The sequence below is a fragment of the Campylobacteraceae bacterium genome (assembly GCA_013215945.1).
Lineage (GTDB): Bacteria > Campylobacterota > Campylobacteria > Campylobacterales > Arcobacteraceae > NORP36.
In genome coordinates this window covers 79,003-103,548 of the sequence record JABSOM010000014.1, presented here as the reverse complement: position 1 = coordinate 103,548, position 24,546 = coordinate 79,003, and the positions used below count along the sequence as shown (strand labels likewise).

Below are 24,546 nucleotides of genomic sequence, written 5' to 3'. Positions count from 1 at the left end.
TCTTGTTGCCACTCAAATTTAAAGTATAACTATCTAACTCGCTATCAAGCTAGTTATTTCTATAACCGCTTTAGTTTTATACCAATATATTATCTTTCAAACTCTATGCAAATATACTAACATATTCACATAATCTCATTATATAAGTTTTATAATTAAACCTCAAGAAAAGAGTGATACCTCCTTAGCACTTTGTTCTTATACTTTAAGAGAGAATTTATTAGATGTAGTTACAAGATTAACTTTTTTATTAAAAGAGGAAAAAGATATAGCTGCTTTAGAAGGCTTGTACTTAAAAGAGATTTTATATAGGTTACTTATTTCAGACAATAACATGGTGTTAAGACAACTTGCATACATCGAAGGAAATGCATATAAAATATCTACTTCAATATCTTTTATAAACAATAATTTATGTGAATATCTAGCAATAGAAGAGCTTGCAAAAAGTATAAATATGAGTGTATCTTCTTTTCATAAACATTTTAAAGCTCTAATTTCTGTTAGTCCTTTACAATATATCAAAATACAAAGACTACACAAAGCAAAAAAACTAATGCTTTCCTCAAATATGGACATAACAGGTGCTTGTTATCATGTTGGCTATCAAAGTGCATCACAGTTTAGTAGAGAATATTCAAAATATTTTGGAATAACTCCCAGTTTAGATATAAAAAATATAAAGAAAAATTGGTCTAAATCTTAAAAAACTAGTAAAATCTGAAAAACTTAAAAGTATCTAAATCAAAAAGCTGTTAGATACGAAAAAGTGCAAAGGTACTTTGTAAGAGTCTTTAAAAACAACTAATGTTCTAACATTAAATCAGACAAGTGATTTAATTGGGATGAGACCTTTTCTCTTTGTTATTAATACGAAATATTTATATTAAAATGGATAGTATGTTCTTCAAATAATACATATCATGGAGAGAAGAATATATGAGTGCATTAATAATAATTAGAATTGAAGTATTAAATCCTTCAGAATTAAAAAACTACCAAGATATTGCACCTGGAATTATTGCTAAATATAAGGGTAAACTTGTCGTAAGGGGAGGGGAATTGATTTCTCTAGAAGGCCTCGAAGAAAAAAGAAGAATAGTAGTTTTAGAGTTTCCATCCTTAGAAGAAGCTAAAACATTTTATTATTCAGATGAATATGAAAAAGCCATTAAACTACGTAAGGATGTTGCAAATTTTGAAATGATTGCAATTGATTGTATAAACTAGTGAAGTGAAATCGAACTGTTAAATTGAATTTTTTAAAATATATAAATTTAATTTACCTTCTCCATTTTTAAAGAAAGTAAAACTACAGTTCTCTCTTAGATTAGAAATAAGACATACTAATAATGGAATAAAAATTCCAATAGATATTCAATTCTAAATATTTAATCTATTAAAATAAATAAGGAAAAAAGACAATGAGACCAAGTACACAATTAAAACAAGAGAATATTGAAGATTGGAACAGCGCTACAAATCACCCTTTTACTACAGAGCTTGCAAATAACAGTTTATCCTTAGATAAAATGCGACTTTATTTAGCACAAGATTATACTTTTATTGATAATTTTGTACGTCTGGGATCTTGTGCTATTTATCATGCTCCCTCTTTGCCTGATCGTTTACCTTTAGCTCATTTTTTAGGAATTATTGCAGGTCCTGAAAATACTTATTTTCAACGATCTTTTGATATGTTGAACGTCCCTTTAAGCCAAAGAGAAAATCCAACACTCTTAAAAGCAAGCAGTGATTTTCAAGCTTTAATGTTAAAAGCAGCCAAAAGTGGAGAATATGCGAATATGATTGCAGTGTTATGTGTTGCTGAGTGGATTTATTTATCTTGGGCACAACCCTTTGCCAAAACTGTTGAATCCCTTCCTTTTTATTTCGCTGAGTGGATTTCTTTGCATACTGGTGAGTACTTTGAATCAGTAGTCGAACATCTACGCAGGCAGCTCGATACAGCATTTAATGAAGCAGATGTTAAAAAACAAGAAACAATCAAAGACTACTTTAAACAAGCAGTTCTGTTAGAAAAACAGTTTTTTGATGCTTGTTATCAATAGTTTTAGAACAAAGTGAAGTTTCTTTTTCTTATTTTATTTTGAGTTTTTGTCCTTCTTTAGCTCAGAAAGAAGAAGACTTTGTTCACTCGGTTTCGAGTTAGATTCTTCATTATTTCCTAAAACTTTTGCTTGTACATTTTCTTTTCCGTGAAACTCTTTTTCATTTGTACTTATAACAATAAGACTGGCTATTTCATCCGTTTGTTTTGCAATTTCTTGCACTACACTTGTTACATTTACATTTTCTTGTGTTTGATGATCCAGTCGATTGACAGAGTCATTAATTTGTTCAACTCCAACTAATTGCTCCTTAGAAGCTTTTTCAACATCAACAATTAACTCAATAGTTTTAGAAATATTGTGATTTAAGTCTTCATAACCATGAATCATGGAATCAGCAATTGATTTTCCTTCATTTGCTTTCGTATTTGCATTTTCAACTAAATTTTTAATTTCTTTTGCTGCTTCTGCTGATCTGGCTGCAAGGTTTCTTACTTCTTGTGCAACAACTGCAAAACCTTTGCCGGCTTCGCCAGCAGTTGCTGCTTCTACGGCTGCATTAAGAGAAAGTATGTTTGTTTGGAAAGCAATTTGATCAATCACTCCTATAGCATCATTAATAGCACTTACTTGTTTATTGATTTCATCCATAGCAACCGTTGTATCAGTAGCTAGTTTTTGTCCTGTGGTTGCAGAACTTGTTAATTCATTTGCAAAAGAAGCCATTTTTGCAATATTTGTAGTATTTCCTCTTATATTTCCTGTCATTTCTTCTAGAGAGGCAGCGGTTTCTTCTAAAGAAACAGCTGTAATATTCGCATTTTTATTTAAAGTATCTACATTTGAGAGAAGTATATGTGAGCTATTTTGTAGACTTAATCCAATAGATTTATTTTCAATAAGCATACTTGTTATTAGTTTTGCAACTTCATTTAGTGCAAGGGCAATTTTACCATTGTCATTACGAACAGAGTTGGTAAAATCAAGTTCTCCAAAACTAATTAATACATCTAGAACTTTATTGGTGCTTCCTGCAATATTATTTTGAAGATTTTCTAACATTTTATTAAACGTTAATCTTAGTTCTTCAAGATTAATAGAATTGCTTTTATGCTCAAGTCTTTTGTAGAGATATCCTTGACTAACTTCTTCTGATATCATATTTAATTTTTGCAAAAATACATGCTCTTCTTCAATAATAGATTTTGATTTTTCTATATTATGATTGATGATATTTGATAAGATACCAATCTCATCGTATTTATTTATTTTTATAGCTTGAATCGTTTTTGATTCTTTATTCAAAAATTTAAAAAATTCTTCTAATCCTGCTTGTAGGTTTTTTAGAGGGTTCAAAATCATACTCCCAAATAAAACATAAATTGTTATTAAGATGAGAAGTAATAAAATTAAAAATATAGCAATAATTTGTTTATCCAATTCTTTTGCACTAATAAGTTGTGATTCAATGGGAACAATTACTTCTAAAGCACCTCTTACATCTCCTAGTTTCCAATCTGTTTTAGGAGAATCTGCTCTGCTATTATGACAGTTTACACATCCTTGTGCAACCATAAAATCAGGAATTGAGACTCTAACAGATTCTTTTCCTTCAAATATTTCTATTGAAGTAACAGGTTTATTAACTTGGCCACTTCTAAATGTTTTCATTGCTTTTGAAGAAAATGCATCAAGTGTTCCAATACTTCTATTAGGAAAAGGAAAATCGCTGTAAAGTTTTAATTTAATACCATCTTTATCCTTCCCTATTAAAGCACCCATATCATGGATCATTGTTGCGGGTAGAGGAATAGTATCACTCTTATCTTTATGATCAAAGTTTATTTTGAGTTTGCCATCACTGTTTTTCTTAACTTTTGCTATCACATTTGTTGCATAGTATTTTCTAAGTGTTTTATATTGTTTAACGGTATTAGTAGCATTAACAATACTTTGATTAATTATATTTTCTTTTATTTGATGGGAGATAAAAAAATATGTTCCTGTGATTATTAATAAGGAAATAATAATAATTGGTATAAAAAACTTTAATCGTAATTTCATGTCATTATTCATATTCTGCCTTTGAAAAAATTATTTTTTATTTTTCTATAACAATATTACATAATATAAATAAGTTAATTCTTAAAAATAAATTTTAAAATGTTATATTTGTTATTTTATAATTATCAAATAGTTATTTCTAATAAATTTAACTAATCCCTTTACTAAAGCATAATGGTATAAATGTCATCATTCTCTTAATCTAACTTATGATTATAATATGGAATATTTTATCTTCTTTTACTTGTAGCATTTTGATTAAAATAATGATTATTATTAATAGTAATAGTGCTACTATATTTTTAAAATAAATACGAATAAATAAGGAATTTAAATGAATAAAATTGTACCTTATAAAAAAAGAGCAGTTACTTTCATAAAAGAGATTGGCTATGAAGGTTGGAGAATGAAGGTTTACGGAATTTCATCCAAAGCAGAAGTTCTTTCAAAAGAACTCGTTTCAGAAGGAATAGAAGCTGTTCTATTTCATTTACCAAAACCTGCTTTAAGTGAACAGCGTTATGGAGTTGGATTTTTAATTATTCATCAAGGAGTTATACGTAATTGGTTTTTATTAGACTGGTGGGAAAAGGAAGATATTATTCATCATCGTTTATTTTCTTCTTCGTTAAATGAACCCAGTTCAATTACTTCAGAAAAAGATAGTTCTTTAATTGCTTGCGTACATGAATTAAGAGTCATTGCTTTTGAAAGTGAAGCATGGATAAAAACAGTTCTTTGTAGTGAACCAAACTTTGATGCGTACATGAAAGAAAAGTTTACTTCTAAAGGATAAAAAACGAAATTGAATTAGCACAAAGAAGAAAAAAAATATTTGCAAGAATAAATCTTAAATTTATTAAATAGGGACAGGTAAGTTTAAATAGAGAACTTTACTATTTGTAGTATATATTGTGTGTTGCAAGAAGTATCATTCTTTAAGTTTTTCTTTTTTACTGTCTATTTACTTTTGGTAAACAGCAAAAAAATGCCAAACAGAAGGTTCTTGATTGTCATAATAATCAGTAAAAATCAATTCTTTTAATTTATCCTTGTAAATAAATTCATTCATTTCTTTTTTGTCTAATGGTTTTGGGATGTCATTTTCTTGTTTTCCTAGAAGTCTGCTTCTACAAGATATTACCGCGTTTCCACCTTTATTTAATAAAGAAGATATTTTTTCTCTGGCTAATATTCTGTATTTTCCAGCTAATATTTGAATGGTATTACATTCATAAACTAAATCATAGTTTTCTCTCCAATTCTTGGGGTATGAAAATAAATCCGCCACTAAAAAATTTATTTTTGAATGGGGATACCTTTTTTTACACAAGTCAATAGCAGAGGGTGAAATATCAAATGCAGTTACTTCATAGCCTGCATCACTTAAGGATTTTGCATCATCTCCAACACCACAACCAATTACTATAGCTTTTTTATCTTTTGTTCTATTCTTTTTTAAATATTGAAGCAAATAAGGATTGGATTCTAAATCTGCCCAAAATACCTTAGTATAATCTCCTTGTGCATCTTTATAAATAGAATCACACCAAGATGTTGGTTCATCCTTGTCTTGATGCTCTTTTACCATTTGTTTGTATGCTTCAAAATCAAATTCTTCCATAATCTTCCTTTTTTTAGAAACTACAGTTTTCGTATACTAAGAAATAACAATAAATTATTTTCAGACCAAAAATCTCAAAGGTACTTATTCCGCATTGCACTATTTTAAAAAACTATAAATTATATTTTTCTTTAAAATCCTCACCTTTAAATTCTACCTTATCTTTTAAGTTTAGTTGAAACATAATATTAGGATTAGTATTTATGTCTTTTTTCTTTATATAATATTGACAATCCACATTGGTAATACTTAATAAATATCGCTCCCCAATATTAAAATTTGATACTCTTTTGTTCATTGTTAGTAAGTATTTGTTATTCGTTTTTTTTATTATGTAGTCTTCATTTAATAAGTCCATTTCTTCTTTAAAATGTGTTATGTCTTTACCTGGAATATGTGTATTCCCTGTTTTTTTTCTTCTAAATACTAGGCTAATATCAAAGTAGTTTTCTATTTCATTTATTGGTACGAAAAGTAAATCATCTAGGCTTAAATTGTTAAACTTTTTTGAAGATATAATCCATTCAACATCTTTATCATTATAAATTGTTTTTACCCAATTATATAATGTACTCTCATCAATATCTACATGAATAGAAGCAGTTTTTACGCCGGCAAAGGATGAATAGTTTTTATTTAAATATTTTATTATCTCTTGTGTATATGAATTTGAATCATTTTTACTTTTATCGCAAAAGCTAAACTTATTACCATCTGCTATCAATACAATTTGTCCTGCTTGTGTTGATGCAAACTTTGCTTCTATAGTTGTTATAACTTTATTTGCTTTTCTTGCTGTAATGTGGGATGTTGTTGCGTCATAGCCACCTTCCATTTTAAAGTTAGCATTACAATAATTGTTTAAAAAAACTGTTGCTTCATCTTGGAATATTTCCCACTTTTGTAATGTCATAATCTTGCCCTTAAAATAAATTACCGTATTATAGCTGATAATGTTAATTTTAAAATGTGAAGGGAAGCTTTATAGGGTGAAAATTTGATAAATTTTTGTAGCTATATTTAGCTATAATCACAAAAACACCTATAAGAAAAAGGATATTAATGGCCGCTAATGCGATTATTCACAAAGCTTTACTAAATATTGCAAACATGGATCAACACTATTATTGCGAACATAATTTAACACTGGCACAGCATCCGTCAGAAAATAATTTACGACTAATGATTAGACTGATTGCTTTTGTATTAAATGCAAATGAGGAACTGATGTTTTGTAAAGGAATATCGGAAGATGATGAGCCTGATTTATGGGAAAAATCATTGGGTGGGGATATTAAGATGTGGATAGATGTGGGACAACCAGATCTTAAGCGTATAAAAAAAGCATGTGGACGATCTGAGAAAGTAATAGTGTATACATTTAAAGAAAGTCTAAGCCTGCCTTGGTTTAAACAAATAGAAAATTCTCTTATTCGTTTTAAAAATCTTCAAATAATATATCTGAATATTGATGGGGATATAGAGTCACTAAACAGTCGTTCTATGAATATACAGTGTAATATACTGGATAATGAACTTACTCTTATTGATGATGATAAGAGTGTAATAATCGCCCAAGATATTTATAAATAATAAATTATAAAAAAGCGAATGAATTTTATTATCAAAGCTTCTGCGTAAATAATTAATGCAGAGCGTTAAGTTTATCTTGGAATTAAACTTTGAGAAGGCTATTTTTAAGTATTTGTAGATGAAGTATTGTTATTGCTTAATATTATTTTATCAAGAGAACATATTCTATCTTGTAATAAAGCAAATTCTAGGCACTCAAATATATTTCTTGCGCTTAAATAACGAAGATCTGTATGATTTCTTTTTTCTTTCCATTCTTCTTCATTAAGAGGAGAGGTATTATCAAAATTTGGTGGATAAATAGAGATTATTCGAATACCAGAACCTTTTAGCCTTTGTCTTAGTCTGTCTGCAAAGGTAGATTGAGCTGCTTTTGCTGCGCAAAAAGCTTCATTTGCATTTACAGAGAAAAAATTTTCCAAACTTGCAAGGCTATTAATAAAAACAATATCAGGACATGAAGACTCTTTTATTAAGGGTAAAAAATGTTTTGTAATTAAAATACTACCACTTGCGGTTGAGTTAATTGTTTCCATAATATCTTCATCACTTACATCCTCTATCTTTCCTTCTAACCAAAAAGATGCATTATTAATGAGAATATCTATTTTAGAAGTAATCTTTGTAACTTCTAAAGCAAAGTTTACTATATCCTTAGGTTTTGATACATTTGCTTTAAAAGTGTGTATTTTGGCACTTGGTACAAGCTTTATAATTTGTTTAGCAGTATCATTTGCTTTTTCAATGCTTCTAGCTGATAAAAATAACTCAGCTCCTAATTTAGCGAATAAGATTGCTAGTGTTTGACCAAAATCTGGACTTGCACCTGTAATTAGTATTTTTTTATTTTTAAAAGTCATTTATAATATCCTGTAAAATATTTTTAAAGCACTTGGATAATAGCCAATTTCAAATAAAAGAATCTAGTTCTTATTCAATGCTTATAAAGAAAAATTACACCTAAAAGCTATGCTTTTGTTATTGTAAGTATATGTTATTTAAGGGCAAGATACAAAATAAAGGAGATAAGCCCCTTTATTAAAAGGTTGATTTATATATTATTTACAAGACAATATTGTATTAAAATCATCTGTATTCTTGAATGGTGCTACTTTTACACTTTGAAGTTTTTTTTCAATAAACTTTGTGCTCATAATATGACTCCAATCACCATTGGCTGTAATTATTTCTATTTCACCCTTACAACTTTTTATACCACCTGAAATAAAATTATTTCCAATACGATGATTACTTAAGCCTCTTATACTTGCCAATTCATAAAAATCATTGTTTTTATAGGTCCAAACTCTTAATATATTGGCTAAATGTGGTCTATCAATATAAACAATATCCATAAAACCATCTTTATTTATATCTGCAATAGCACTAATCGCAAGCCACCTATATCGTTTGCCTATAAAAGGTGTACTAACAAATTCTTCGAGTTTATTTTCGTGATTTAATTTATAAACAACAATTCTAGCACCTAAATTTTGATGACTTTGAATAACAATAATCTCCAAATTCCCGTCATTATTTATATCCTTAAGTCTGGGGTTTATGTCTTCAAATACAAGCGATTTATCTAATGTAAGGCTAGCAGAATAAATACCATCTTTATTTTTTATCTTAAACCTCAAAATAGAAGCCTCAATTTCATCCCCTAATACGCCATGATCATATCTACTTGTAGCTCCATCATACCAAGCTTCATAAATACCAGTTTTGGCAAAATTATTCGTTACCAAAGAGCTTGGAAAATCACTGGAAATAATATTAGCATTTAGAGATAAAGTAAAAAATAAAATAATTATAAATTTTTGCATTTTTGTCCTTATTAATATTATTCTATCAAATAAAATATTAAATGGGACGAATTTTCGTCTAATGATATTAGTATAACCTTTCGTTCAAATTCGTGTCTTTGTTTATTTTATACTCTAAAGTTTGAAAAAGATTTTAAATTTTATTTTTCTTAAATAAAAATATCTTATACTAAGAAAAACAAAAGGATCAATAATGTTAGAAACAGTTGCTGTTATAGGATTAGTATTGCTTACATGGCTAAATATAAGCAGATATTTAAAAAACAAAAAATAATATCTTACTTCATCTCTAAGTTTACCCTAGGTTAACAAAACTCATTGTTTATAAAAATAGCAATAATAAAGTTTTTAGTTTACTATGGATAATATTAATTAAAGTAAAATTATTTATAATTTTTAATTAGTATCAATAGGAGTGCACATGAAATCATTTTTTCCCTTAGTTATGGTGATATTTTTATCTTTATCTTTTTCTGGTTGTAGGCTTCTTCAGGTAAAAGGAGAAGTTTCAGGAGTAGAAGTTGATGTTAAAACAAAAAAAGAAATAAAACAGGAAAAAACAAAATTTTGTCCTCCTGGTCAAGCAAAAAAAGGTAAGTGTTAAAAATAAAGGAAGTATATGCACGTTAATTCAAAAGAATATTTACATCATTTGGATAAGGTATGTTCTGATTATTCTATGAATGCTTTTGATGTTTATAAGGTGTTAATGAGTAAAGAGGATGATCTTTTTCCCCTTTCCTTTGAAATCGTTAAATATAAGGTATTAAAAGATATTGCTTGTGATACATTAAAAAATATCTTTACGCTTGAAGAATTAAAAAGTATTTTCTCGAATACTAATGTCAAAAAGATTAAAAACCCGCAAACAAGAAAATTTATTCAGACTTTTAATTAAGATAGGCCCTAGACCCTTAGTGATTTTTTAATGAATACTTTCTTGTTTATTTTAATGCCTAATATCTTATAAAAATAAGATGTATATCTAAAATATAGGAGATAAAAACAGTGAAAATTTCTTATCACAGACGACGTAAAATGAAAACCAGAAGAATAGCTATAAGAGATTTAATTTTACGAGGGATTGAAGATCCAAAAGATTTAGCAAAAGAATTAAAAGTTACGATTCCTACTATTAAAAGAGATTTAGAAGCACTTAAAACTATGAGCGAAGAAGATTTGACTTTTGAGAGCAGAGCTACATCCCAAGAACTTCTTGATAAAAAAGATAGAATCTTAAGTATGTTAGATGATGAAGCGTATTATAACGACAAGGGTGATCTCAATATATCAAAAATAACATCTGTGCTTAAAACAAGCAGAGCAACAGTTCTAGCTGTTTTAAATGGAGAATAAATAGCTTATTTATTCTCTGTAAGATATAAAACTTTGAAGTAAATACTTCTCTTTTAAAACAGATTCTCATGTTTTTATTTTAACTTTTGATAAATTCAATAAAATAATAGTAGCAAGTGCTGAAATTAAAATACCCAAAGAAGTCCATAAATTCGTTGTTTTACCTTCTAAAAAAAACAATAAAATACTAATAGATGCGGGATTTAAATATATATAAGACATTACTATTTTAGGTCCTAATATTATATGCGCTTTTTGATATAAATATGAAGTAATCAAAGTAGCAATAATACTTAAATATATCATATAAAGATAAAAATCTTCTTCTATTTCTCCCCATAACAAGGGAATATCTAAGAGTAATAAAGCACATAACATCCAAATACTTCCACCAAGTAAAGTCATAAAAACCAATACAATTAATTTATCATCTTCTTTATAAAAATACTTTGCACATATTGAGTATAAAGACATTGCAATAATAGAAAATAAAAAGATAATATCTCCTTTATTTAAAGATAACAATAAAAACGAATCCATGTCCCCTTTAAAAACAACTATTAAGGTCCCAATAATACCTAGAAGATAAATAATATATTGTTTTAACTCAATAATTTGTTTAAAAACAAAAAAGGCAAATACTGCTGTAAGTAGAGGTAATAAAGTAAAAATAGTTCCAGTATTTATTGCACTTGTGTATTCTAAAGCTTTAAACATTCCTATGAAAAACAAAGCATAAAAAAAGCTAATAATCATGGCTCTTTTAAAGGTAGGAAGTATTTTTACTCTAAACTCTTTTTTAAAAAATACAAAAGGTGCCAAAAAAATGGATGCAATAACAAAACGCAAAAGTGTAATGGAAATGGGGTCAAGTTGTCCCGATAATTTTTGTGAAACAATAAATGAGCCAGCAACTAAAAATGTTGATAATAAGACGTATAAATGTGCCTGTAAATTTTTATTCATAAAACCTCTTTTTTTATTTAAAGAATAGTATAAATCAAAATTTTTCTTCTACACATAGGTTGATTTTAAGAAAATTATATTATTCTTATAAAAAAAGAGAAAGAATAATTTTGGATACTAAAGAAATATTTGATGCACTTAAAAAAAGCCTAGATTCATATCATGAGCTTTCAGAAGATACTTGGAATAAATATATGGATATTTGTACGATAAGACAAATAAAAAAAAACGAATATGCTTTTGATGTATATGATAACGTTGAGTGTATTACTTTTATTTATTCTGGTTTATTTAGAGCTTGTACAACCAATGAAGATGCACAAGAGTATAATAAAAACTTTTTTTGGGAAGGACGATTTTTTGGTCCGATAATCGCTTTATTAAAAGGTACAGACATAGAATCTTCGGTTCAAGCACTGGAAAATTCTCTTGTTGTTGATATCAATTATAAAAAATACAGAGAACTTTTATATCAAAAAGAAGATTTAAAACTATTGCATATATTGTATTTAGAAAAACATTGGGTTCTAGAGAAAGATAAAAATGCACAAGCTTTGGTTTTAGAAGATGCGCAGCAAAGATATGAAAATTTTGTAGAAGAATTTTCTCATATTTTACCAAGACTTTCACAATATCATATCGCACTGTATTTGGGGATTTCACCTACTCATTTAAGTAGAATTAGAAAAATACTAAAAGAAAATAAGTAAAATTTACTTTTATTCTTTTAGTGATTTTAAATGTAAATCTATTGTAGAGAATATTATAGAAGAGTGAAAAGCCTTCTATTTCATATTGTCTTTGATGACACCGTATAATATTTTTAAAAATGTTTCTGGATTTAAAAAACCTTTTCCCCAAGTCTCATCTAAATCAGCATTGGGTTTCATTGCAATAATCTCATCAATACTTTTACCTTCTTTAATAAGTGCTTGCATTCTATCTCTTAATATTATTAAAGTATCACGATAAGAAATCAATTCTTTTTTATTGGAGAGTTTTCCATGACCAGGAATGATTTTTGTCTCATCATTAATACGAGATAAAATATAGTTTACAGAAGTAATAATACCATTCATACTTCCTTGGCTTGAACTGTCTATAAAAGGATAAAAACCATTAAAATAAATATCTCCCGTATGCACTACATTTGAAGACTTAAAAAAGATAATACTGTCTCCATCGGTATGCGCATTTTTTTGATGAAGAACTTCTATTTCTTCATTATTAAAATAAAAATTTATTTCATCATTAAACGTGATGATAGGAAGAGCTACTTTGGGTGCTGCTGGAATGGTTTTATTAAAGGCTTTTATAAAACCTTCTTTTGACATTCTTTTACGTACATTATTATGGGATACAATGATGGCACCGTCTTTACCAAAGTTTTCATTTCCACCTGTATGATCAAAATGCCAATGTGTATTAATCACAAATTTTAAGGGTTTCTTCGATATTTTTGAAATGGCTGCTTTGATTTTTGCACTTAAAGGTGCAAATTGGTCATCAATCATAAAAACCCCATCTTCACCTACAGACAGACCAATGTTTCCACCTTGTCCCATTAACATATACACACCATTGTTGACATTAATTGTTGTTATTTTAATTTCAGATTCTTTTGCTTGAAGCAAGTTTGCTGTAACAATAATCAAAGCACTAAGAGAAATTTTTTTGAAATAGTTCATTTTTTATCCTTTTAAACTTGAAAAAGTATACTCCATACAATCTTAAATGTTTCTTACTTTACTTTAGGTAAGTAAAGAGTAATATTGCTAAATTTATTTTTTTGAACTGTGCCTGCTTATGTCATAAAAACGTAAAGCACTCTCTTTCAAGCTTCTTTTATTACAGAACTATTTGTATTGGTAGATAAAAATCGACGTTTAATACTCCATTGTTTAACAGCTGTTCAGGATTTTTATATTCTACATAAGCAGGAAAGTTTCTTGCTTCATATTGGGAAGCTGGCAACCATTTTATATAGGCTAAATGCATCATTTTATACAATTCAGAGTGTGTACATGTAAATTCAAACTTGGCAAACTTTCCGCTGCTTAATTTACATCTTCCCACTTTTCCAGAACGGGATGTATTTTCTTCTGTTCTTATACAAGCAGAATATCTCATAGTATTGTAAGGAAGAAAAGAAGGATGATTATGAAACAGTCCTATATATTTATGTGGTGCCTTAAAAACATTCATCACTTCACACCATTCATACATATCTTGCCACAGTGAACTTATGTCGTTTTCATATTTATATACTCTCATATATAAGATAGAAATACTTTCATTATTGATTATTTTAGGGCTAGGTAATAACATAGTGCTAGCTACTTTTATCATATGAATATCGCTTTTAGAGGTTTTTGTTTCATAACCTCCCTTTCTCCAATCTTTTGGTGTCATTAAAAACATGTTCTTAAAAGCTTGAGTAAAACCAGTAGCAGTTGAAAAGCCACAGTCCAATGCAATCATTTTAATCGTTTTATGTTGATTGTACAGTAGTAGGTTAGATGCTTTTTCTAAGCGTGTATTTCGTATATAGTTATTGACATTTTCACCCGTAAGTTCTTTAAAGATTCTATGAAAATGAAAAATGGAATAACCACTTTCTTTGGCTAAATCTTCTGCGCTTATATTTGAACTAAAATTATTTTGAACATATACCAGCGCAAGATTTATTTGTTCAAAGTGTGATTTTACAGTCATTGATTTTTTCATATATTATTATACATTGATAGGAAATATTGCTGGCTTAAATATTAAAGCCAGATATGTAATTGGAAATAATCGCACAAATGGTGGATAAAATTCGCAGAATTTCTATTTTTTAAACGTAAATTTTTTCATATACTTTTCTGTCAAATAATATTTAGATAGGAGAAAAATGGAAGAAGTAGTGATTGTTGCAAAATTAAAAATTAAAGAGGAATTTTATGCTGAAGTCTATAAAGAGTTAATAATACTTCATGAGAATACACATAAGTACGATAACGGTTGTCTTCAATACGATTTACATCAAAATACAGAAGATAGGTACAGTTTTGTTTTTGTTGAAACGTGGAGTGGTATGGATATGTTAAAAGAGCATGAATCAAAAGAACATTTTAAAATGTTTATCAAAAAAATAGAAAATCAATTAGAAAATCTTCAAATAAATACATTTAAAAAAATAAAAGGATAGTCTTATGAAAAATATTTTTAATACTTATACTATGGAAAGTTTAACGCTAAAAAATAGAGTTTTAATGGCTCCAATGACAAGATCAAGAAGCAAAGATTATTGTATTCCTAGTCAGATAAATGCAAAGTATTATGCACAAAGAGCCAGTGCGGGCCTTATAATATCTGAAGCAACTCAAATATCATTACAAGGGCAAGGTTATGCAGATACCCCAGGCATTTATTCAAAAGAACAAATAGAGGGATGGAAACTAGTTACAAAAGCAGTACATGAGAAAGGTGGAAAGATAATTTTACAATTATGGCATGTAGGTAGAGTATCAAGCTCACAAGTAAACGGACTACAACCTATTGCACCTTCTGCCTTAATAGCAAATGATACGCAGGTATATATATTTGATAGCAAAATAAGCAAAGATGCAACTATGATTCCAGTAGAAACTCCAAGAGAAATGGAGAAGGACGATTTGTTCCAAGTTATAGAAGAATTTAGACAAGCATCAAAAAATGCAATAGAAGCTGGTTTTGATGGTGTTGAAATACATGCAGCGAATGGTTACTTACTTGACCAGTTTTTAAGAAGTAATTCAAATAAAAGAAAAGACGCTTATGGGGGGAATAAAGAGAATAGGATTAAATTTTTATTAGAAATAACAAAAGAAGTCATCAATGAAATTGGTGCGAATAAAACAGGAGTGAGACTTTCTCCTTTTATAAAATTTAAAGACATGGCTGATCCAGAAATGTTAGATACTTTTATGTTAGCATCTGAAAAATTAAATGAACTTAATATTGCATATATACATTTATGCGAAGCTGATTGGGATGATGCACCAAAAATTCCTGAAACATTCAGAAAAGAGTTAAGAGAAGTATTTAAGAATACTATTATAGCTACAGGGGGATATACCCTTGAAAAAGCAAAAGAAGTGATAGAAAAAGACTTGGTTGATATTGTAGGATTTGGTAGATATTATATTCCAAATCCTGATTTACTTGAAAGATTTAAAAATAATTGGGCATTGGCAGATATTAAAGATTCCCATACTTTATTTGGTGGAAGAAATGAAATAGGATTTAGTGATTATCCAAATTATATATAAGGAAATAGTATGATTAAATCATTTTATAAATTAATTAGTATCTTCCCCATTGCTCTTTCTGTTGGTTTAATGACTTTTATAACTGCTTGGGTTTGTATGTATATGGGATGGACAATGTGGATTTCTTTTTTAAGTTGGGCATTGTATTTTCTTCATGGAGGTACTGCAAAAAATGGCATGGGCGCTTTTACTTCTTTTGTTTTTGGAATTATTCTTGCGCAGATGGCAATTTTATATATTCCATGGATGTCACATATTCTTCAAGATACAAACTGGCTGCAATTTGTAATACCCTCCTCAGTATTTCTTATTTCAACGGTAATTACACTTATTATGAGAATAGAGGAAGCTGCGGCTTCTTACATTCCAGCTGTTTATATTGGTACTGTATTTAATTTTTCATTTTTAGATTTAAAAATGGCAAATACTAAGATAGATGACATAATTACAGATTTAATATTTCCAATAATCTTTGGTTTGTTTATTGGTTGGTGCACGGTATCTTTTCTGCTCTTATTAGATAGATTAGGACTTGCGACTTGGCACAGACGTTGGGAAGTTAAGTAGTTATTATACAAAGGATGAAAAATGAAGATAACATTTGACCACATAGCATTAAGAGCTAAAAAACCTTCTCTAATGAAAGATTTTTTAATTTCTTTACTTGGACTTAATATAGGCTTTAGGCCCAATTTCCCCTTTGAAGGATATTGGTTGTACTCAGATAAAAAAGATGTGATTCACATTTTTAATGAAGAAGCATCTTTTTATAAAACGGACTTAATGAATGAGAGTATAAAAGAAGAAACAAGTGTAAAAAGTATCATTAATCATATCTGTTTTTTCAGTGATAATTATGAAGAAGTTATGCAAAGAATTCATACTATGAATTTAGACTATTCTAGTAGTGATGCTCCTGATTTAGCTATTAAACAGATTTTTATAAAAGCACCTGAGAATTTACTGATTGAAATACAAGCAAAAATAAAAACTACTTAGAATATCTATTTACATAAAACATATATACTTTTGACAGTAGACTTATTAAACATTTGTTTTTTTAAGTCCACTTTCAAAAAGAGTTTTTACAGCAGTAATCCTTACAATGCAGATGTTTGTAAATAACATTTAATATTAAAAAAACAATAATTTTTGTTTTTCCATTTAAGTTCTTAATTATATGACTTAGAATAAAATTTCATAAGAGAGTAAAAAACAAAAACATTAATTGGGATTATTTTGTTTTTGCTTTAAAAAACAAATATAAAAAGGAGATAATTATGCCTCATGTAGAAATAAAATATTCTAATAATTTGAAGCTAGATATGCTAAGTTTATTTGATAGTATTGAAAAAACTATTAATGAAAAAGATGACAGTGCAGGGGAGTGTAAATCCAGAGCTTATCCCTGTTTAGAATATAAATATTCTCACCTATTAGTCAATATTGCTTTATTAACAAAATCGCATAGAGATAAAATATTTACTAAAGATTTAAGTAAAAAAATTGAAAAAACAATAAAAATACATCTTCATCAAAGTGCATATTTTTCTTTAAATATTGAATACAGCAGCTCTTATTATACTACGAATGCTCATCTTGTAAAAGGTGATAAACTAGAAGTACTCTGAAGAATTATTTCACTTAGGGTATGAGAAAAGGTTTAGTTTTACTTGGAGGTAATGGTTTTGTTTTTAGCTTATTTATTCAAGTATTTAAAATCTAACAAAGTCAAAATAGTAGTATAATTATATAAGAACTTGTATTTTATATCTGCTTCTAAAGGAGTTTTATTATGAAAAATATACTCTATATTGCTTTTAAATATTTTTTGGCACTGTTTTTGTTTTTTGCTGGATCGGCACATTTTATAAAAACAGAATTTTATATTAAAATGCTGCCTGATTATTTACCTTATCCTGTTTTATTAGTTTATTTAAGTGGTTTTATAATGATAGTTTTATCTCAATTGTTTCTTTATCATAAAACACAAAAATTTGCAGCTTATGGAATAATACTACTTTTTATTGCTATTTTTCCAGCCAATCTAAATATGTATTTTCATTATGAAGACTTCACCTCTTTTACAGAACAAGAGTTGTTTGTACGACTCTTTCTACAAATACCTTTAATTTTCTGGGTTTATTTTTATATCAAATAAGATAATGCAGCTAAAAAGAGTATCTTATATATAAACCTTTTATATTCTCCTCTTTATATAAAAGGTTTAAAATAATATTATATTCCTTCTGCAATCATAGCATCAGCAACTTTTTTAAAACCAGCAATATTTGCACCATCGACATAATTTCCTTCAACACCATAATCTTTTGCTGTTAAAGAAACTCTTGTACATATTTGTTGCATTGTTTCTTTTAGTTTATTGTCTACTTTTTCAAAACTCCATTTTTGCATAGAAGCATTTTGACTCATTTCAAATTCACTTACGGCAACGCCTCCTGCATTAGCAGCTTTTGCTGGACCAAAACAGATTTTATTGTCAAGGAATATATTTACGGCTTCTTTACTAGAAGGCATATTCGCACCCTCACTAACACAAATACATCCATTTTCAATAAGTTTTAATGCATCTGTTTTCGTTAATTCATTCTGGGTTGCACAAGGAAATGCGGCATATGCTTTAATAAACCATACGGCATGGCCATTTTTTGGATATTTGGCTACCGGGATATATTTAGCTTCACCGTGTTTTTTTGTATATTCTTCTAAAGAAAGACGTTTTTCCAGTTTGAGTTCTTTTAAAAATTTTATATCAAGACCTCTTTCATCGTATAGTGTTCCTTGTGAATCACTACAGCTTACAGGAATTGCTCCCAGTTCTAAAAGTTTTTCAATAGCATGTAAAGCTACATTTCCTGAGCCACTTACTGTACAAATCTTACCTTTTAAATCTTCTTTATGTTCCATTTCAAGCATTTTTTGCGTAAAATAAATGACTCCATAACCCGTAGCTTCTGTTCTCATAAGAGAACCTCCAAACATAAAGGGTTTTCCTGTTAAAACACCTTCAAAAGCTGAAGTGATTTTTTTGTATTCTCCAAATAAATAACCAATTTCTCTTGCTCCCACACCTATGTCTCCTGCAGGAATATCTATTCTTGGCCCAATATATTTATGCAATTCAGTCATAAAAGCAGAACAAAATTTCATAATCTCAAAATCACTTTTTCCCTTAGGGTCAAAATCACTTCCCCCTTTAGCTCCACCAATAGGCAAACCAGTTAGGGCATTTTTAAAAACTTGTTCAAAAGCTAAAAATTTCAATATACCTTCATTCACACTGGGGTGAAAACGTAAACCACCTTTATAAGGCCCAAGCGCATTGTTAAACTGAACTCTATATCCTGTATTAACTTGCATTTGATTTTTATCATTCAACCATGAGACTTTAAATTTAATGATTCTATCGGGGGTTAATAAGCGTTTGATAATGGCATTTTTTTCATAAATATCATCGGCTTTAAAAAGTGGGGATATGGATAATAGTACTTCTTCCAACGCTTGGAAAAAGACATCGCCTTTCGCATTATCGATATTTTTGTATTTTTGTATCTCTTTTCTAATATCAATCATTTCTTCTCCTTTCTCGTATTTGTATGAGGAGACGTGATATTTAAGTATAACAAAGAAAAAATATTTAAGAACTCGGAATAAAAATTAATTTAAATATTATATAATTTTATAATATATAAAATAATATATACTTTTGAGCCCTGTGTATTTAATGTATTAAAAGTTTTTAAAGAACTTTGATACATAATTATTAGAAAAAAATGTTAAGTTTTTTAGCTTATTTTCTGGACTATAATATAATAAATTATAAAAGGATATGCAATGAAAAAACTAACATCTACTGCTGGTAATATTATTGGAGACAATCAAAACTCTTTGAGTGCAGGGGAGAGAGGTCCTGTATTAATGCAAGATTATTATTTGATTGAAAAACTTGCCCATCAAAACCGAGAGCGAATACCTGAACGTGTAGTGCACGCAAAAGGTACAGCAGCTCATGGAAAACTAACCATTACTCATGATATTACCAAATTCTCAAAAGCAGATTTATTTTCTTATATTGGAAAAGAAACACCTGTTTTCCTTCGTTTCTCTACAGTTGCTGGGGAAAAAGGTGCTGCTGATGCAGAAAGAGATGTTAGAGGTTTTGCTATTAAGTTTTATACCCAAGAAGGAAACTGGGATTTAGTTGGAAATAATACGCCTGTATTTTTCATCTCCGATCCTTATAAGTTTCCTGATTTTATACATACTCAAAAAAGAGACCCCAAAACAAATATGCGTTGGAGTACTGGTATGTGGGATTTTTGGTCACAAAATCCTGAAAGTCTACATCAAACTACTATTCTTTTTTCAGATCGTGGTTTACCAACAGATTTAAGACATATTAATGGTTATGGATCGCACACTTACAGTTTTATAAATAAAGAAAACGAGAGATTTTGGGTTAAATTTCATTTTAAAACACAACAAGGCATAGAAACCATGACAAATGAAGAAGCCGAAAAAGTTGTAGGAAAAGACAGAGAGAGTTCCCAAAGAGACCTTTATGAAGCTATTTTGAATAAAGATTTTCCACGTTGGGATATGCATGTACAAATAATGACCCAAGCTCAAGCCTGTACACATGAAGACAATCCCTTTGATTTAACAAAAGTTTGGTCGCATCAAGATTATCCTTTAATAAAAGTAGGTGTTTTAGAGCTTAATAGAAATCCTGAAAACTATTTTAATGAAGTAGAACAATCTGCTTTTAGCCCTTCTAATACTGTAAGAGGGATTGGTCTTTCCCCTGATAAAATGTTACAAGCAAGAGCTTTTTCTTACCCAGATGCCCACAGATACAGAGTAGGTACCCATTATGAAAGTCTTCCTATTAACAGACCCTTAAATGAAGTAAATACCTATCATATGGATGGGGCTATGAACTATAAGGATATAAAAGAAGTTGAAGGGGTTAATTATGAACCCAATACTTTTGATGGGCCCAAAGAAGATGAAGCGTTTAGAGAACCTGCTTTAGATATTGAAGGCAAGGTTGATAGATATGATAAAACAAAAAATAATGATTATTTTAAACAACCACGTGCTTTATTTAATTTAATGTCTGCCTCTCAAAAAGAACAACTTTTTTCAAATATAGCAGCTTCTATGCAAGGGGTGCCACAATATATTATTGATAAACAATTGGCCTTGTATACACAAATTTCAAAAGAGTATGCAAATGGGGTGAAAGGCGCTTTATCATGAAAACAGATATAAGCCAAGAAGAAGAAAGACGATATGAACAATTACAAATAATTGCTCTTGATTATGCAAGAACAGGAGAGAGTAAAGAACTTGAAAAAATGATTAAAGCAGGAATGAGTGTCAATTTAACAACGCATAAAGAGGATAGTTTATTGATGTTGGCTTCTTATAATGGAAACTATGAAACATGTAAAATGTTAATTTCATATAAAGCAAGATTAAATCAAAAGAATCAAAGAGGGCAAACACCCTTAGAAGGTGTTTGTTTTAAAGGTTATTTAAACATAGTAAAACTGTTAGTAGAGAATAAAGCAGAAGTGAATTCAAAAGCTATTATGTATGCAAGTATTTTTGGAAATATTGATATCGTAAAATACTTAAAATCTAAAAAAACAAATGTTTCTATAATGATGAGAATCTTAGAAGTTTTTTCTGCTTTTGTTGCTTGTTTTAAAGTTAAAGCCCAGCAGTAAAATAAAAAATGCTGCTTATTTTTATAGTCAATTGTTCTTTATTAGAAGAATGAAAAGAAAATTTGATATAATTTATTATGAAAAAAATAATTATAAGTAGTATTTTTATACTGGTATCCGTAATTTCTTGGTGGTTGCTTTCTCCTTTATTTATTAATGTTGAAGTCAATGAAGCTGTGCCTATTTCTTTATCTGAACATGAAAAGATAAAAAATTCTATGCAAGACAGTATTATAAAAGATGTTATTCCAACATCTCTTGCAAATCAAAATAAAAAACTGGGTTCTTTTGTAGATGGGGATTCTTCACATAATGTATCTGGAGATTTATTATTGCTTACAAATAATGACAGCTCATATTTACGTTTTGAAAATTTTGATTCTACAAATGGACCTGATTTATATGTGGTTTTATCTTCCAATAAAAATCCAAAAAAAGATGGCCTTGGAAAGATGTTAATAATTGAGAAACTAAAAGGAAATAAAGGAAATCAAAACTATTCTTTAAAAGGTATTTCTCTTAATGAATATGAATCCGTTTTGATATATTGTAAGGCTTTTTCTGTTGTTTTTGGTTATGCAAGTATAAAAGAATAAATTAGTTTTTTAAGAGTAAAAAGAGAAAGATTGTATAAATCTTAAAAAGGTCAGTTTTAACTGGCCTTTTTTATTGTTATTGTAACTTTTGTGCTACGAGTTCATTTACTACTTTTGGATTTGCTTTTCCAGCTGTTTTTTTAAGAACTTGTCCTACAAAAAAGCCTAAGAGTTTTTTGTTTCCTGCTTTAAACTTTGCAACATTATCTGCATTGTTTGTCATTATTTCATCAATTATTGGTAAAATTTTAGCAGGATCGCTTATTTGTATAAGCCCTTTATCTTCAACTATTTTTGTTGGATCTTCTCCTTCTTTTATCATTTCTTCAAATACTTGTTTTGCTATTTTACTTGAAATAAGTTCATCATCTAACATTTTTACAAGTTTGCTAATTTGATTTGCTGTAAATTTTAGGTCTTTTGACTCTTTTTCTTTTAGTTCTCTTGCTACTTCATTTGCTACCATATTTGCTAAACTTATTGGACTTGAAAGAAAGCTTAGTGTTTCTTCATAAAAAGAAGAGAGTTTTTCATCTCTTGCTAAAATATTAGCTACTTCTGCATTTAATTTAAGTTCGTTTGTATACTTATCAAATAAATCTTGTTGCTCTTTATTCATAGCTGTAATTTCACCATCTATTTGTGCTTTTTTATTTACTATTTTTTCTGTAGGTTTATCTGTATTTGTTTTTTTAGTCCAAGAGTCTTTTAGTCCTACAATCTTATTAAATACAGGTTTTTCATCTGTATAATCAAGTGGATCAGCATAAAAATATCCCTGTCTTTCAAACTGAAATCTGGTATTTATTTTATCATTTATAACAGCAGGTTCAATTAAAGCCGTTTTAATAATTTGTAAAGAGTTTTCATTGATATCTTCTATCCCTTGGGGGGCTTCATTTTTAAATAAACGATCATAAACTCTTACTTCTACTTTTTTAGCCTGCGCTGCACTTACCCAATGAATCGCACTTTTTACTTTTATAGAACTAGAGTCACTTCCACTTTTAGAATCAGCATGATAGTTGACTTTTATTTCTATTATTTTTCCACTTTCATCTTTAATAACTTCTTTACACGTGATTATGTATCCATGTCTAAGTCTTACTGCTTGATCTTTCGTAAGTCTGAAATATCCTTTTGGAGGATTTTCCATAAAATCTTCACGTTCAATATAGATTTCACTTGAAAAAGGAAGTTTTCGAGATCCTTCTTTAGGAACATCGTGTGGATAATAAGAAGCATCAATTTCTTCTATGCCTTCATAGTTTTCTATTGTTACTTTTAAAGGATCAAGAACACACATAACACGTGGAACTTTTTTATTTAAATCATCTCTTATACAAAATTCAAGTTGGGAAACATCTACCATTGAATTGGCTTTAGCTATTCCAATTTGATCACAAAAATTTAAAACAGATTCTTTGGTATAACCTCTTCTTTTATATCCAGCAATGGTAGGAAGTCTTGGGTCATCCCATCCTGAAACTACTTTTGCTTCTACTAGTTCTAAAAGTTTTCTTTTGCTCATAACCGTATAATTAATGCCCAAACGCGCAAATTCATGTTGAAAGGGACGAGGGGCTTTAAGTTCAAGAGTATCTAATACCCAATTGTAAATATCACGATTGTTTTCAAATTCAAGCGTACAAATAGAATGGCTTACCCCTTCAATATAATCAGATAAACAATGTGCAAAATCATACATAGGGTAAATGCACCACTCATCTTTTGTTCTAAAATGATGTGAATGTCTGATACGATATAAAAGAGGATCTCTTAATTTCATATTAGCTGCACTCATATCAATTTTTGCTCTTAAAACATGAGAACCATCTTTAAACTCGCCTTTTCTCATTTTAGAAAAAAGCTCTAAGTTCTCTTCTATTGAACGTTTGGCATATTTACTTCTTTTTCCAGCACTTGTTACTGTTCCTCTAAACTCACGCATTTCTTCTTCATTGATACTATCAACATAGGCTTTGCCCATTTTTATTAAAGTAACAGCATAGTCATATATTTTGGGAAAATAATCAGAAGTAAATTTTACATTATCTCCCCAGTCAAAACCAAGCCACTTCACTGCATCTTTTAATGCATCTACATATTTTGTGTCTTCTTTTGTGGGGTTTGTATCATCCATTCTAAGGTTACAATGTCCTTGATAATCTCGTGCAATTCCAAAATTTATACAAATAGACTTAGCATGTCCAATATGTGGAAAACCATTAGGCTCAGGAGGAAATCGTGTAATAATCTCGCTGTATTTGCCTTTTTTTAAATCTTCTTCCACTTTGACACGTAAAAAATCTTTACTTTCACTCATTATAATTAAACCTTTTGATTTTAAAACTCTTATTTAGAGTGGTATTCTAGCAAATTTGAGCTTATATCATCGGAG

At 28.9% G+C, this 24,546-nt stretch carries 28 protein-coding genes and 1 pseudogene; 19 read left to right on the top strand and 10 right to left on the bottom strand.

All coding sequences use genetic code 11. The annotated features are described in order from the left end of the window. Positions 1-142 precede the first annotated feature (142 nt). The 4 genes and pseudogenes from HRT41_13800 to HRT41_13785 all read left to right on the top strand — a co-directional run bounded on the left by HRT41_13800 (position 143) and on the right by HRT41_13785 (position 2,072). Positions 143-331: pseudogene (locus tag HRT41_13800) on the top strand (AraC family transcriptional regulator N-terminal domain-containing protein). A gap of 3 nt (positions 332-334) precedes the next feature. Then, positions 335-706, top strand: coding sequence for a helix-turn-helix transcriptional regulator (locus tag HRT41_13795; GenBank protein NQY25096.1), 372 nt, complete (start codon positions 335-337; stop codon positions 704-706). A gap of 233 nt (positions 707-939) precedes the next feature. Next, entirely contained in the window at positions 940-1,230 is a 291-nt protein-coding gene (locus tag HRT41_13790; protein NQY25095.1) for a DUF1330 domain-containing protein, read from the top strand. Positions 1,231-1,424: 194 nt separating this feature from the next. Then, positions 1,425-2,072, top strand: coding sequence for a TenA family protein (locus HRT41_13785; protein ID NQY25094.1), 648 nt, complete (start codon positions 1,425-1,427; stop codon positions 2,070-2,072). Between the two features lie 33 nt (positions 2,073-2,105). Here the strand turns inward: HRT41_13785 and HRT41_13780 are convergent, their stop codons facing one another. Further along, positions 2,106-4,148, bottom strand: coding sequence for a DUF3365 domain-containing protein (locus tag HRT41_13780; GenBank protein ID NQY25093.1), 2,043 nt, complete (start codon positions 4,146-4,148; stop codon positions 2,106-2,108). Positions 4,149-4,470: 322 nt separating this feature from the next. Here HRT41_13780 and HRT41_13775 point away from each other — a divergent pair, with 322 nt between their 5' ends. Continuing rightward, positions 4,471-4,932, top strand: coding sequence for a hypothetical protein (locus tag HRT41_13775; GenBank protein NQY25092.1), 462 nt, complete (start codon positions 4,471-4,473; stop codon positions 4,930-4,932). Between the two features lie 168 nt (positions 4,933-5,100). On the opposite strand, the gene HRT41_13770 is transcribed toward HRT41_13775, so the two are convergent. Next, complete coding sequence (locus HRT41_13770) at positions 5,101-5,760, bottom strand: class I SAM-dependent methyltransferase (protein NQY25091.1); 660 nt, start codon at positions 5,758-5,760, stop codon at positions 5,101-5,103. 112 nt (positions 5,761-5,872) lie between these two features. Then, positions 5,873-6,673, bottom strand: coding sequence for a hypothetical protein (locus tag HRT41_13765; GenBank protein ID NQY25090.1), 801 nt, complete (start codon positions 6,671-6,673; stop codon positions 5,873-5,875). Positions 6,674-6,822: 149 nt separating this feature from the next. Between HRT41_13765 and HRT41_13760 the strand changes: the two genes are divergently transcribed. After that, entirely contained in the window at positions 6,823-7,353 is a 531-nt protein-coding gene (locus HRT41_13760; GenBank protein ID NQY25089.1) for a YaeQ family protein, read from the top strand. Between the two features lie 104 nt (positions 7,354-7,457). Here HRT41_13760 and HRT41_13755 read toward each other — a convergent pair whose 3' ends face one another. Both HRT41_13755 and HRT41_13750 read right to left on the bottom strand, forming a co-directional pair. Further along, positions 7,458-8,213: an SDR family oxidoreductase gene (locus tag HRT41_13755; GenBank protein ID NQY25088.1), complete on the bottom strand. Its 756-nt coding sequence runs from the start codon at positions 8,211-8,213 to the stop codon at positions 7,458-7,460. 198 nt (positions 8,214-8,411) lie between these two features. After that, a complete protein-coding gene (locus HRT41_13750; protein ID NQY25087.1) occupies positions 8,412-9,179 on the bottom strand; it encodes a VCBS repeat-containing protein in 768 nt (255 codons plus the stop codon). A gap of 421 nt (positions 9,180-9,600) precedes the next feature. On the opposite strand from HRT41_13750, the gene HRT41_13745 reads away from it, so the two are divergent. The 3 genes from HRT41_13745 (at position 9,601) to HRT41_13735 (ending at position 10,535) form a co-directional block, all read left to right on the top strand. After that, positions 9,601-9,783 carry a hypothetical protein gene (locus tag HRT41_13745; protein ID NQY25086.1) on the top strand — a complete coding sequence of 61 codons (183 nt, stop codon included), beginning with the start codon at positions 9,601-9,603 and terminating at the stop codon, positions 9,781-9,783. A 15-nt stretch (positions 9,784-9,798) separates the two neighbouring features. Beyond that, on the top strand, positions 9,799-10,077 hold the full coding sequence (locus HRT41_13740; protein NQY25085.1) for a hypothetical protein: 279 nt from the start codon (positions 9,799-9,801) through the stop codon (positions 10,075-10,077). 110 nt (positions 10,078-10,187) lie between these two features. Further along, positions 10,188-10,535 (top strand): hypothetical protein, encoded by a 348-nt coding sequence (locus tag HRT41_13735; protein NQY25084.1) that lies wholly within the window; start codon positions 10,188-10,190, stop codon positions 10,533-10,535. Between the two features lie 66 nt (positions 10,536-10,601). Here the strand turns inward: HRT41_13735 and HRT41_13730 are convergent, their stop codons facing one another. Beyond that, positions 10,602-11,501, bottom strand: a complete 900-nt coding sequence (locus HRT41_13730) for a DMT family transporter (GenBank protein NQY25083.1) — start codon at positions 11,499-11,501, stop codon at positions 10,602-10,604. Positions 11,502-11,611: 110 nt separating this feature from the next. Between HRT41_13730 and HRT41_13725 the strand changes: the two genes are divergently transcribed. Then, on the top strand, positions 11,612-12,211 hold the full coding sequence (locus HRT41_13725) for a Crp/Fnr family transcriptional regulator (protein ID NQY25082.1): 600 nt from the start codon (positions 11,612-11,614) through the stop codon (positions 12,209-12,211). A 75-nt stretch (positions 12,212-12,286) separates the two neighbouring features. On the opposite strand, the gene HRT41_13720 is transcribed toward HRT41_13725, so the two are convergent. Together HRT41_13720 and HRT41_13715 are read right to left on the bottom strand one after the other, a co-directional pair. Further along, positions 12,287-13,189 (bottom strand): MBL fold metallo-hydrolase, encoded by a 903-nt coding sequence (locus tag HRT41_13720; protein ID NQY25081.1) that lies wholly within the window; start codon positions 13,187-13,189, stop codon positions 12,287-12,289. A gap of 160 nt (positions 13,190-13,349) precedes the next feature. Further along, positions 13,350-14,228 (bottom strand): AraC family transcriptional regulator, encoded by an 879-nt coding sequence (locus HRT41_13715; GenBank protein ID NQY25080.1) that lies wholly within the window; start codon positions 14,226-14,228, stop codon positions 13,350-13,352. A 166-nt stretch (positions 14,229-14,394) separates the two neighbouring features. Between HRT41_13715 and HRT41_13710 the strand changes: the two genes are divergently transcribed. The 6 genes from HRT41_13710 (at position 14,395) to HRT41_13685 (ending at position 17,954) form a co-directional block, all read left to right on the top strand. Further along, positions 14,395-14,691 carry an antibiotic biosynthesis monooxygenase gene (locus HRT41_13710; protein NQY25079.1) on the top strand — a complete coding sequence of 99 codons (297 nt, stop codon included), beginning with the start codon at positions 14,395-14,397 and terminating at the stop codon, positions 14,689-14,691. Positions 14,692-14,695: 4 nt separating this feature from the next. After that, on the top strand, positions 14,696-15,793 hold the full coding sequence (locus HRT41_13705; GenBank protein ID NQY25078.1) for an alkene reductase: 1,098 nt from the start codon (positions 14,696-14,698) through the stop codon (positions 15,791-15,793). Positions 15,794-15,802: 9 nt separating this feature from the next. Next, positions 15,803-16,360, top strand: coding sequence for a DUF1097 domain-containing protein (locus tag HRT41_13700; protein NQY25077.1), 558 nt, complete (start codon positions 15,803-15,805; stop codon positions 16,358-16,360). Between the two features lie 21 nt (positions 16,361-16,381). Next, on the top strand, positions 16,382-16,792 hold the full coding sequence (locus HRT41_13695; GenBank protein ID NQY25076.1) for a hypothetical protein: 411 nt from the start codon (positions 16,382-16,384) through the stop codon (positions 16,790-16,792). 281 nt (positions 16,793-17,073) lie between these two features. Next, positions 17,074-17,424, top strand: a complete 351-nt coding sequence (locus tag HRT41_13690; protein ID NQY25075.1) for a hypothetical protein — start codon at positions 17,074-17,076, stop codon at positions 17,422-17,424. 164 nt (positions 17,425-17,588) lie between these two features. Then, positions 17,589-17,954, top strand: a complete 366-nt coding sequence (locus HRT41_13685) for a hypothetical protein (GenBank protein ID NQY25074.1) — start codon at positions 17,589-17,591, stop codon at positions 17,952-17,954. Between the two features lie 77 nt (positions 17,955-18,031). Here HRT41_13685 and gdhA read toward each other — a convergent pair whose 3' ends face one another. Further along, positions 18,032-19,387, bottom strand: a complete 1,356-nt coding sequence (gene gdhA, locus HRT41_13680) for an NADP-specific glutamate dehydrogenase (protein NQY25073.1) — start codon at positions 19,385-19,387, stop codon at positions 18,032-18,034. 261 nt (positions 19,388-19,648) lie between these two features. Here gdhA and HRT41_13675 point away from each other — a divergent pair, with 261 nt between their 5' ends. The 3 genes from HRT41_13675 to HRT41_13665 all read left to right on the top strand — a co-directional run bounded on the left by HRT41_13675 (position 19,649) and on the right by HRT41_13665 (position 22,145). Further along, on the top strand, positions 19,649-21,076 hold the full coding sequence (locus HRT41_13675) for a catalase (protein ID NQY25072.1): 1,428 nt from the start codon (positions 19,649-19,651) through the stop codon (positions 21,074-21,076). After that, the gene (locus HRT41_13670) at positions 21,073-21,549 is read left to right on the top strand and encodes an ankyrin repeat domain-containing protein (GenBank protein ID NQY25071.1); all 477 of its coding nucleotides are present in this window, start codon (positions 21,073-21,075) and stop codon (positions 21,547-21,549) included. The genes HRT41_13675 and HRT41_13670 overlap by 4 nt, the downstream gene beginning before the upstream one ends. A 77-nt stretch (positions 21,550-21,626) precedes the next feature. Beyond that, on the top strand, positions 21,627-22,145 hold the full coding sequence (locus HRT41_13665; GenBank protein NQY25070.1) for a DM13 domain-containing protein: 519 nt from the start codon (positions 21,627-21,629) through the stop codon (positions 22,143-22,145). Positions 22,146-22,221: 76 nt separating this feature from the next. Here HRT41_13665 and HRT41_13660 read toward each other — a convergent pair whose 3' ends face one another. Beyond that, complete coding sequence (locus tag HRT41_13660) at positions 22,222-24,471, bottom strand: glutamine--tRNA ligase/YqeY domain fusion protein (GenBank protein ID NQY25069.1); 2,250 nt, start codon at positions 24,469-24,471, stop codon at positions 22,222-22,224. Positions 24,472-24,546 lie beyond the last annotated feature (75 nt).

What these genes read in the sequence shown, in the direction of transcription:
- HRT41_13710 (NQY25079.1), top strand. Translation starts at nt 14,395, where the DNA reads ATGGAAGAAGTAGTGATTGTTGCAAAATTAAAAATTAAAGAGGAATTT.
- HRT41_13780 (NQY25093.1), bottom strand. Translation starts at nt 4,148, where the DNA reads ATGAATAATGACATGAAATTACGATTAAAGTTTTTTATACCAATTATT.
- HRT41_13700 (NQY25077.1), top strand. Translation starts at nt 15,803, where the DNA reads ATGATTAAATCATTTTATAAATTAATTAGTATCTTCCCCATTGCTCTT.
- HRT41_13690 (NQY25075.1), top strand. Translation starts at nt 17,074, where the DNA reads ATGCCTCATGTAGAAATAAAATATTCTAATAATTTGAAGCTAGATATG.
- gdhA (NQY25073.1), bottom strand. Translation starts at nt 19,387, where the DNA reads ATGATTGATATTAGAAAAGAGATACAAAAATACAAAAATATCGATAAT.
- HRT41_13685 (NQY25074.1), top strand. Translation starts at nt 17,589, where the DNA reads ATGAAAAATATACTCTATATTGCTTTTAAATATTTTTTGGCACTGTTT.
- HRT41_13665 (NQY25070.1), top strand. Translation starts at nt 21,627, where the DNA reads ATGAAAAAAATAATTATAAGTAGTATTTTTATACTGGTATCCGTAATT.
- HRT41_13795 (NQY25096.1), top strand. Translation starts at nt 335, where the DNA reads ATGGTGTTAAGACAACTTGCATACATCGAAGGAAATGCATATAAAATA.
- HRT41_13730 (NQY25083.1), bottom strand. Translation starts at nt 11,501, where the DNA reads ATGAATAAAAATTTACAGGCACATTTATACGTCTTATTATCAACATTT.
- HRT41_13660 (NQY25069.1), bottom strand. Translation starts at nt 24,471, where the DNA reads ATGAGTGAAAGTAAAGATTTTTTACGTGTCAAAGTGGAAGAAGATTTA.
- HRT41_13785 (NQY25094.1), top strand. Translation starts at nt 1,425, where the DNA reads ATGAGACCAAGTACACAATTAAAACAAGAGAATATTGAAGATTGGAAC.
- HRT41_13745 (NQY25086.1), top strand. Translation starts at nt 9,601, where the DNA reads ATGAAATCATTTTTTCCCTTAGTTATGGTGATATTTTTATCTTTATCT.
- HRT41_13760 (NQY25089.1), top strand. Translation starts at nt 6,823, where the DNA reads ATGGCCGCTAATGCGATTATTCACAAAGCTTTACTAAATATTGCAAAC.
- HRT41_13755 (NQY25088.1), bottom strand. Translation starts at nt 8,213, where the DNA reads ATGACTTTTAAAAATAAAAAAATACTAATTACAGGTGCAAGTCCAGAT.
- HRT41_13740 (NQY25085.1), top strand. Translation starts at nt 9,799, where the DNA reads ATGCACGTTAATTCAAAAGAATATTTACATCATTTGGATAAGGTATGT.
- HRT41_13670 (NQY25071.1), top strand. Translation starts at nt 21,073, where the DNA reads ATGAAAACAGATATAAGCCAAGAAGAAGAAAGACGATATGAACAATTA.
- HRT41_13715 (NQY25080.1), bottom strand. Translation starts at nt 14,228, where the DNA reads ATGAAAAAATCAATGACTGTAAAATCACACTTTGAACAAATAAATCTT.
- HRT41_13675 (NQY25072.1), top strand. Translation starts at nt 19,649, where the DNA reads ATGAAAAAACTAACATCTACTGCTGGTAATATTATTGGAGACAATCAA.
- HRT41_13775 (NQY25092.1), top strand. Translation starts at nt 4,471, where the DNA reads ATGAATAAAATTGTACCTTATAAAAAAAGAGCAGTTACTTTCATAAAA.
- HRT41_13770 (NQY25091.1), bottom strand. Translation starts at nt 5,760, where the DNA reads ATGGAAGAATTTGATTTTGAAGCATACAAACAAATGGTAAAAGAGCAT.
- HRT41_13750 (NQY25087.1), bottom strand. Translation starts at nt 9,179, where the DNA reads ATGCAAAAATTTATAATTATTTTATTTTTTACTTTATCTCTAAATGCT.
- HRT41_13790 (NQY25095.1), top strand. Translation starts at nt 940, where the DNA reads ATGAGTGCATTAATAATAATTAGAATTGAAGTATTAAATCCTTCAGAA.
- HRT41_13720 (NQY25081.1), bottom strand. Translation starts at nt 13,189, where the DNA reads ATGAACTATTTCAAAAAAATTTCTCTTAGTGCTTTGATTATTGTTACA.
- HRT41_13695 (NQY25076.1), top strand. Translation starts at nt 16,382, where the DNA reads ATGAAGATAACATTTGACCACATAGCATTAAGAGCTAAAAAACCTTCT.
- HRT41_13765 (NQY25090.1), bottom strand. Translation starts at nt 6,673, where the DNA reads ATGACATTACAAAAGTGGGAAATATTCCAAGATGAAGCAACAGTTTTT.
- HRT41_13705 (NQY25078.1), top strand. Translation starts at nt 14,696, where the DNA reads ATGAAAAATATTTTTAATACTTATACTATGGAAAGTTTAACGCTAAAA.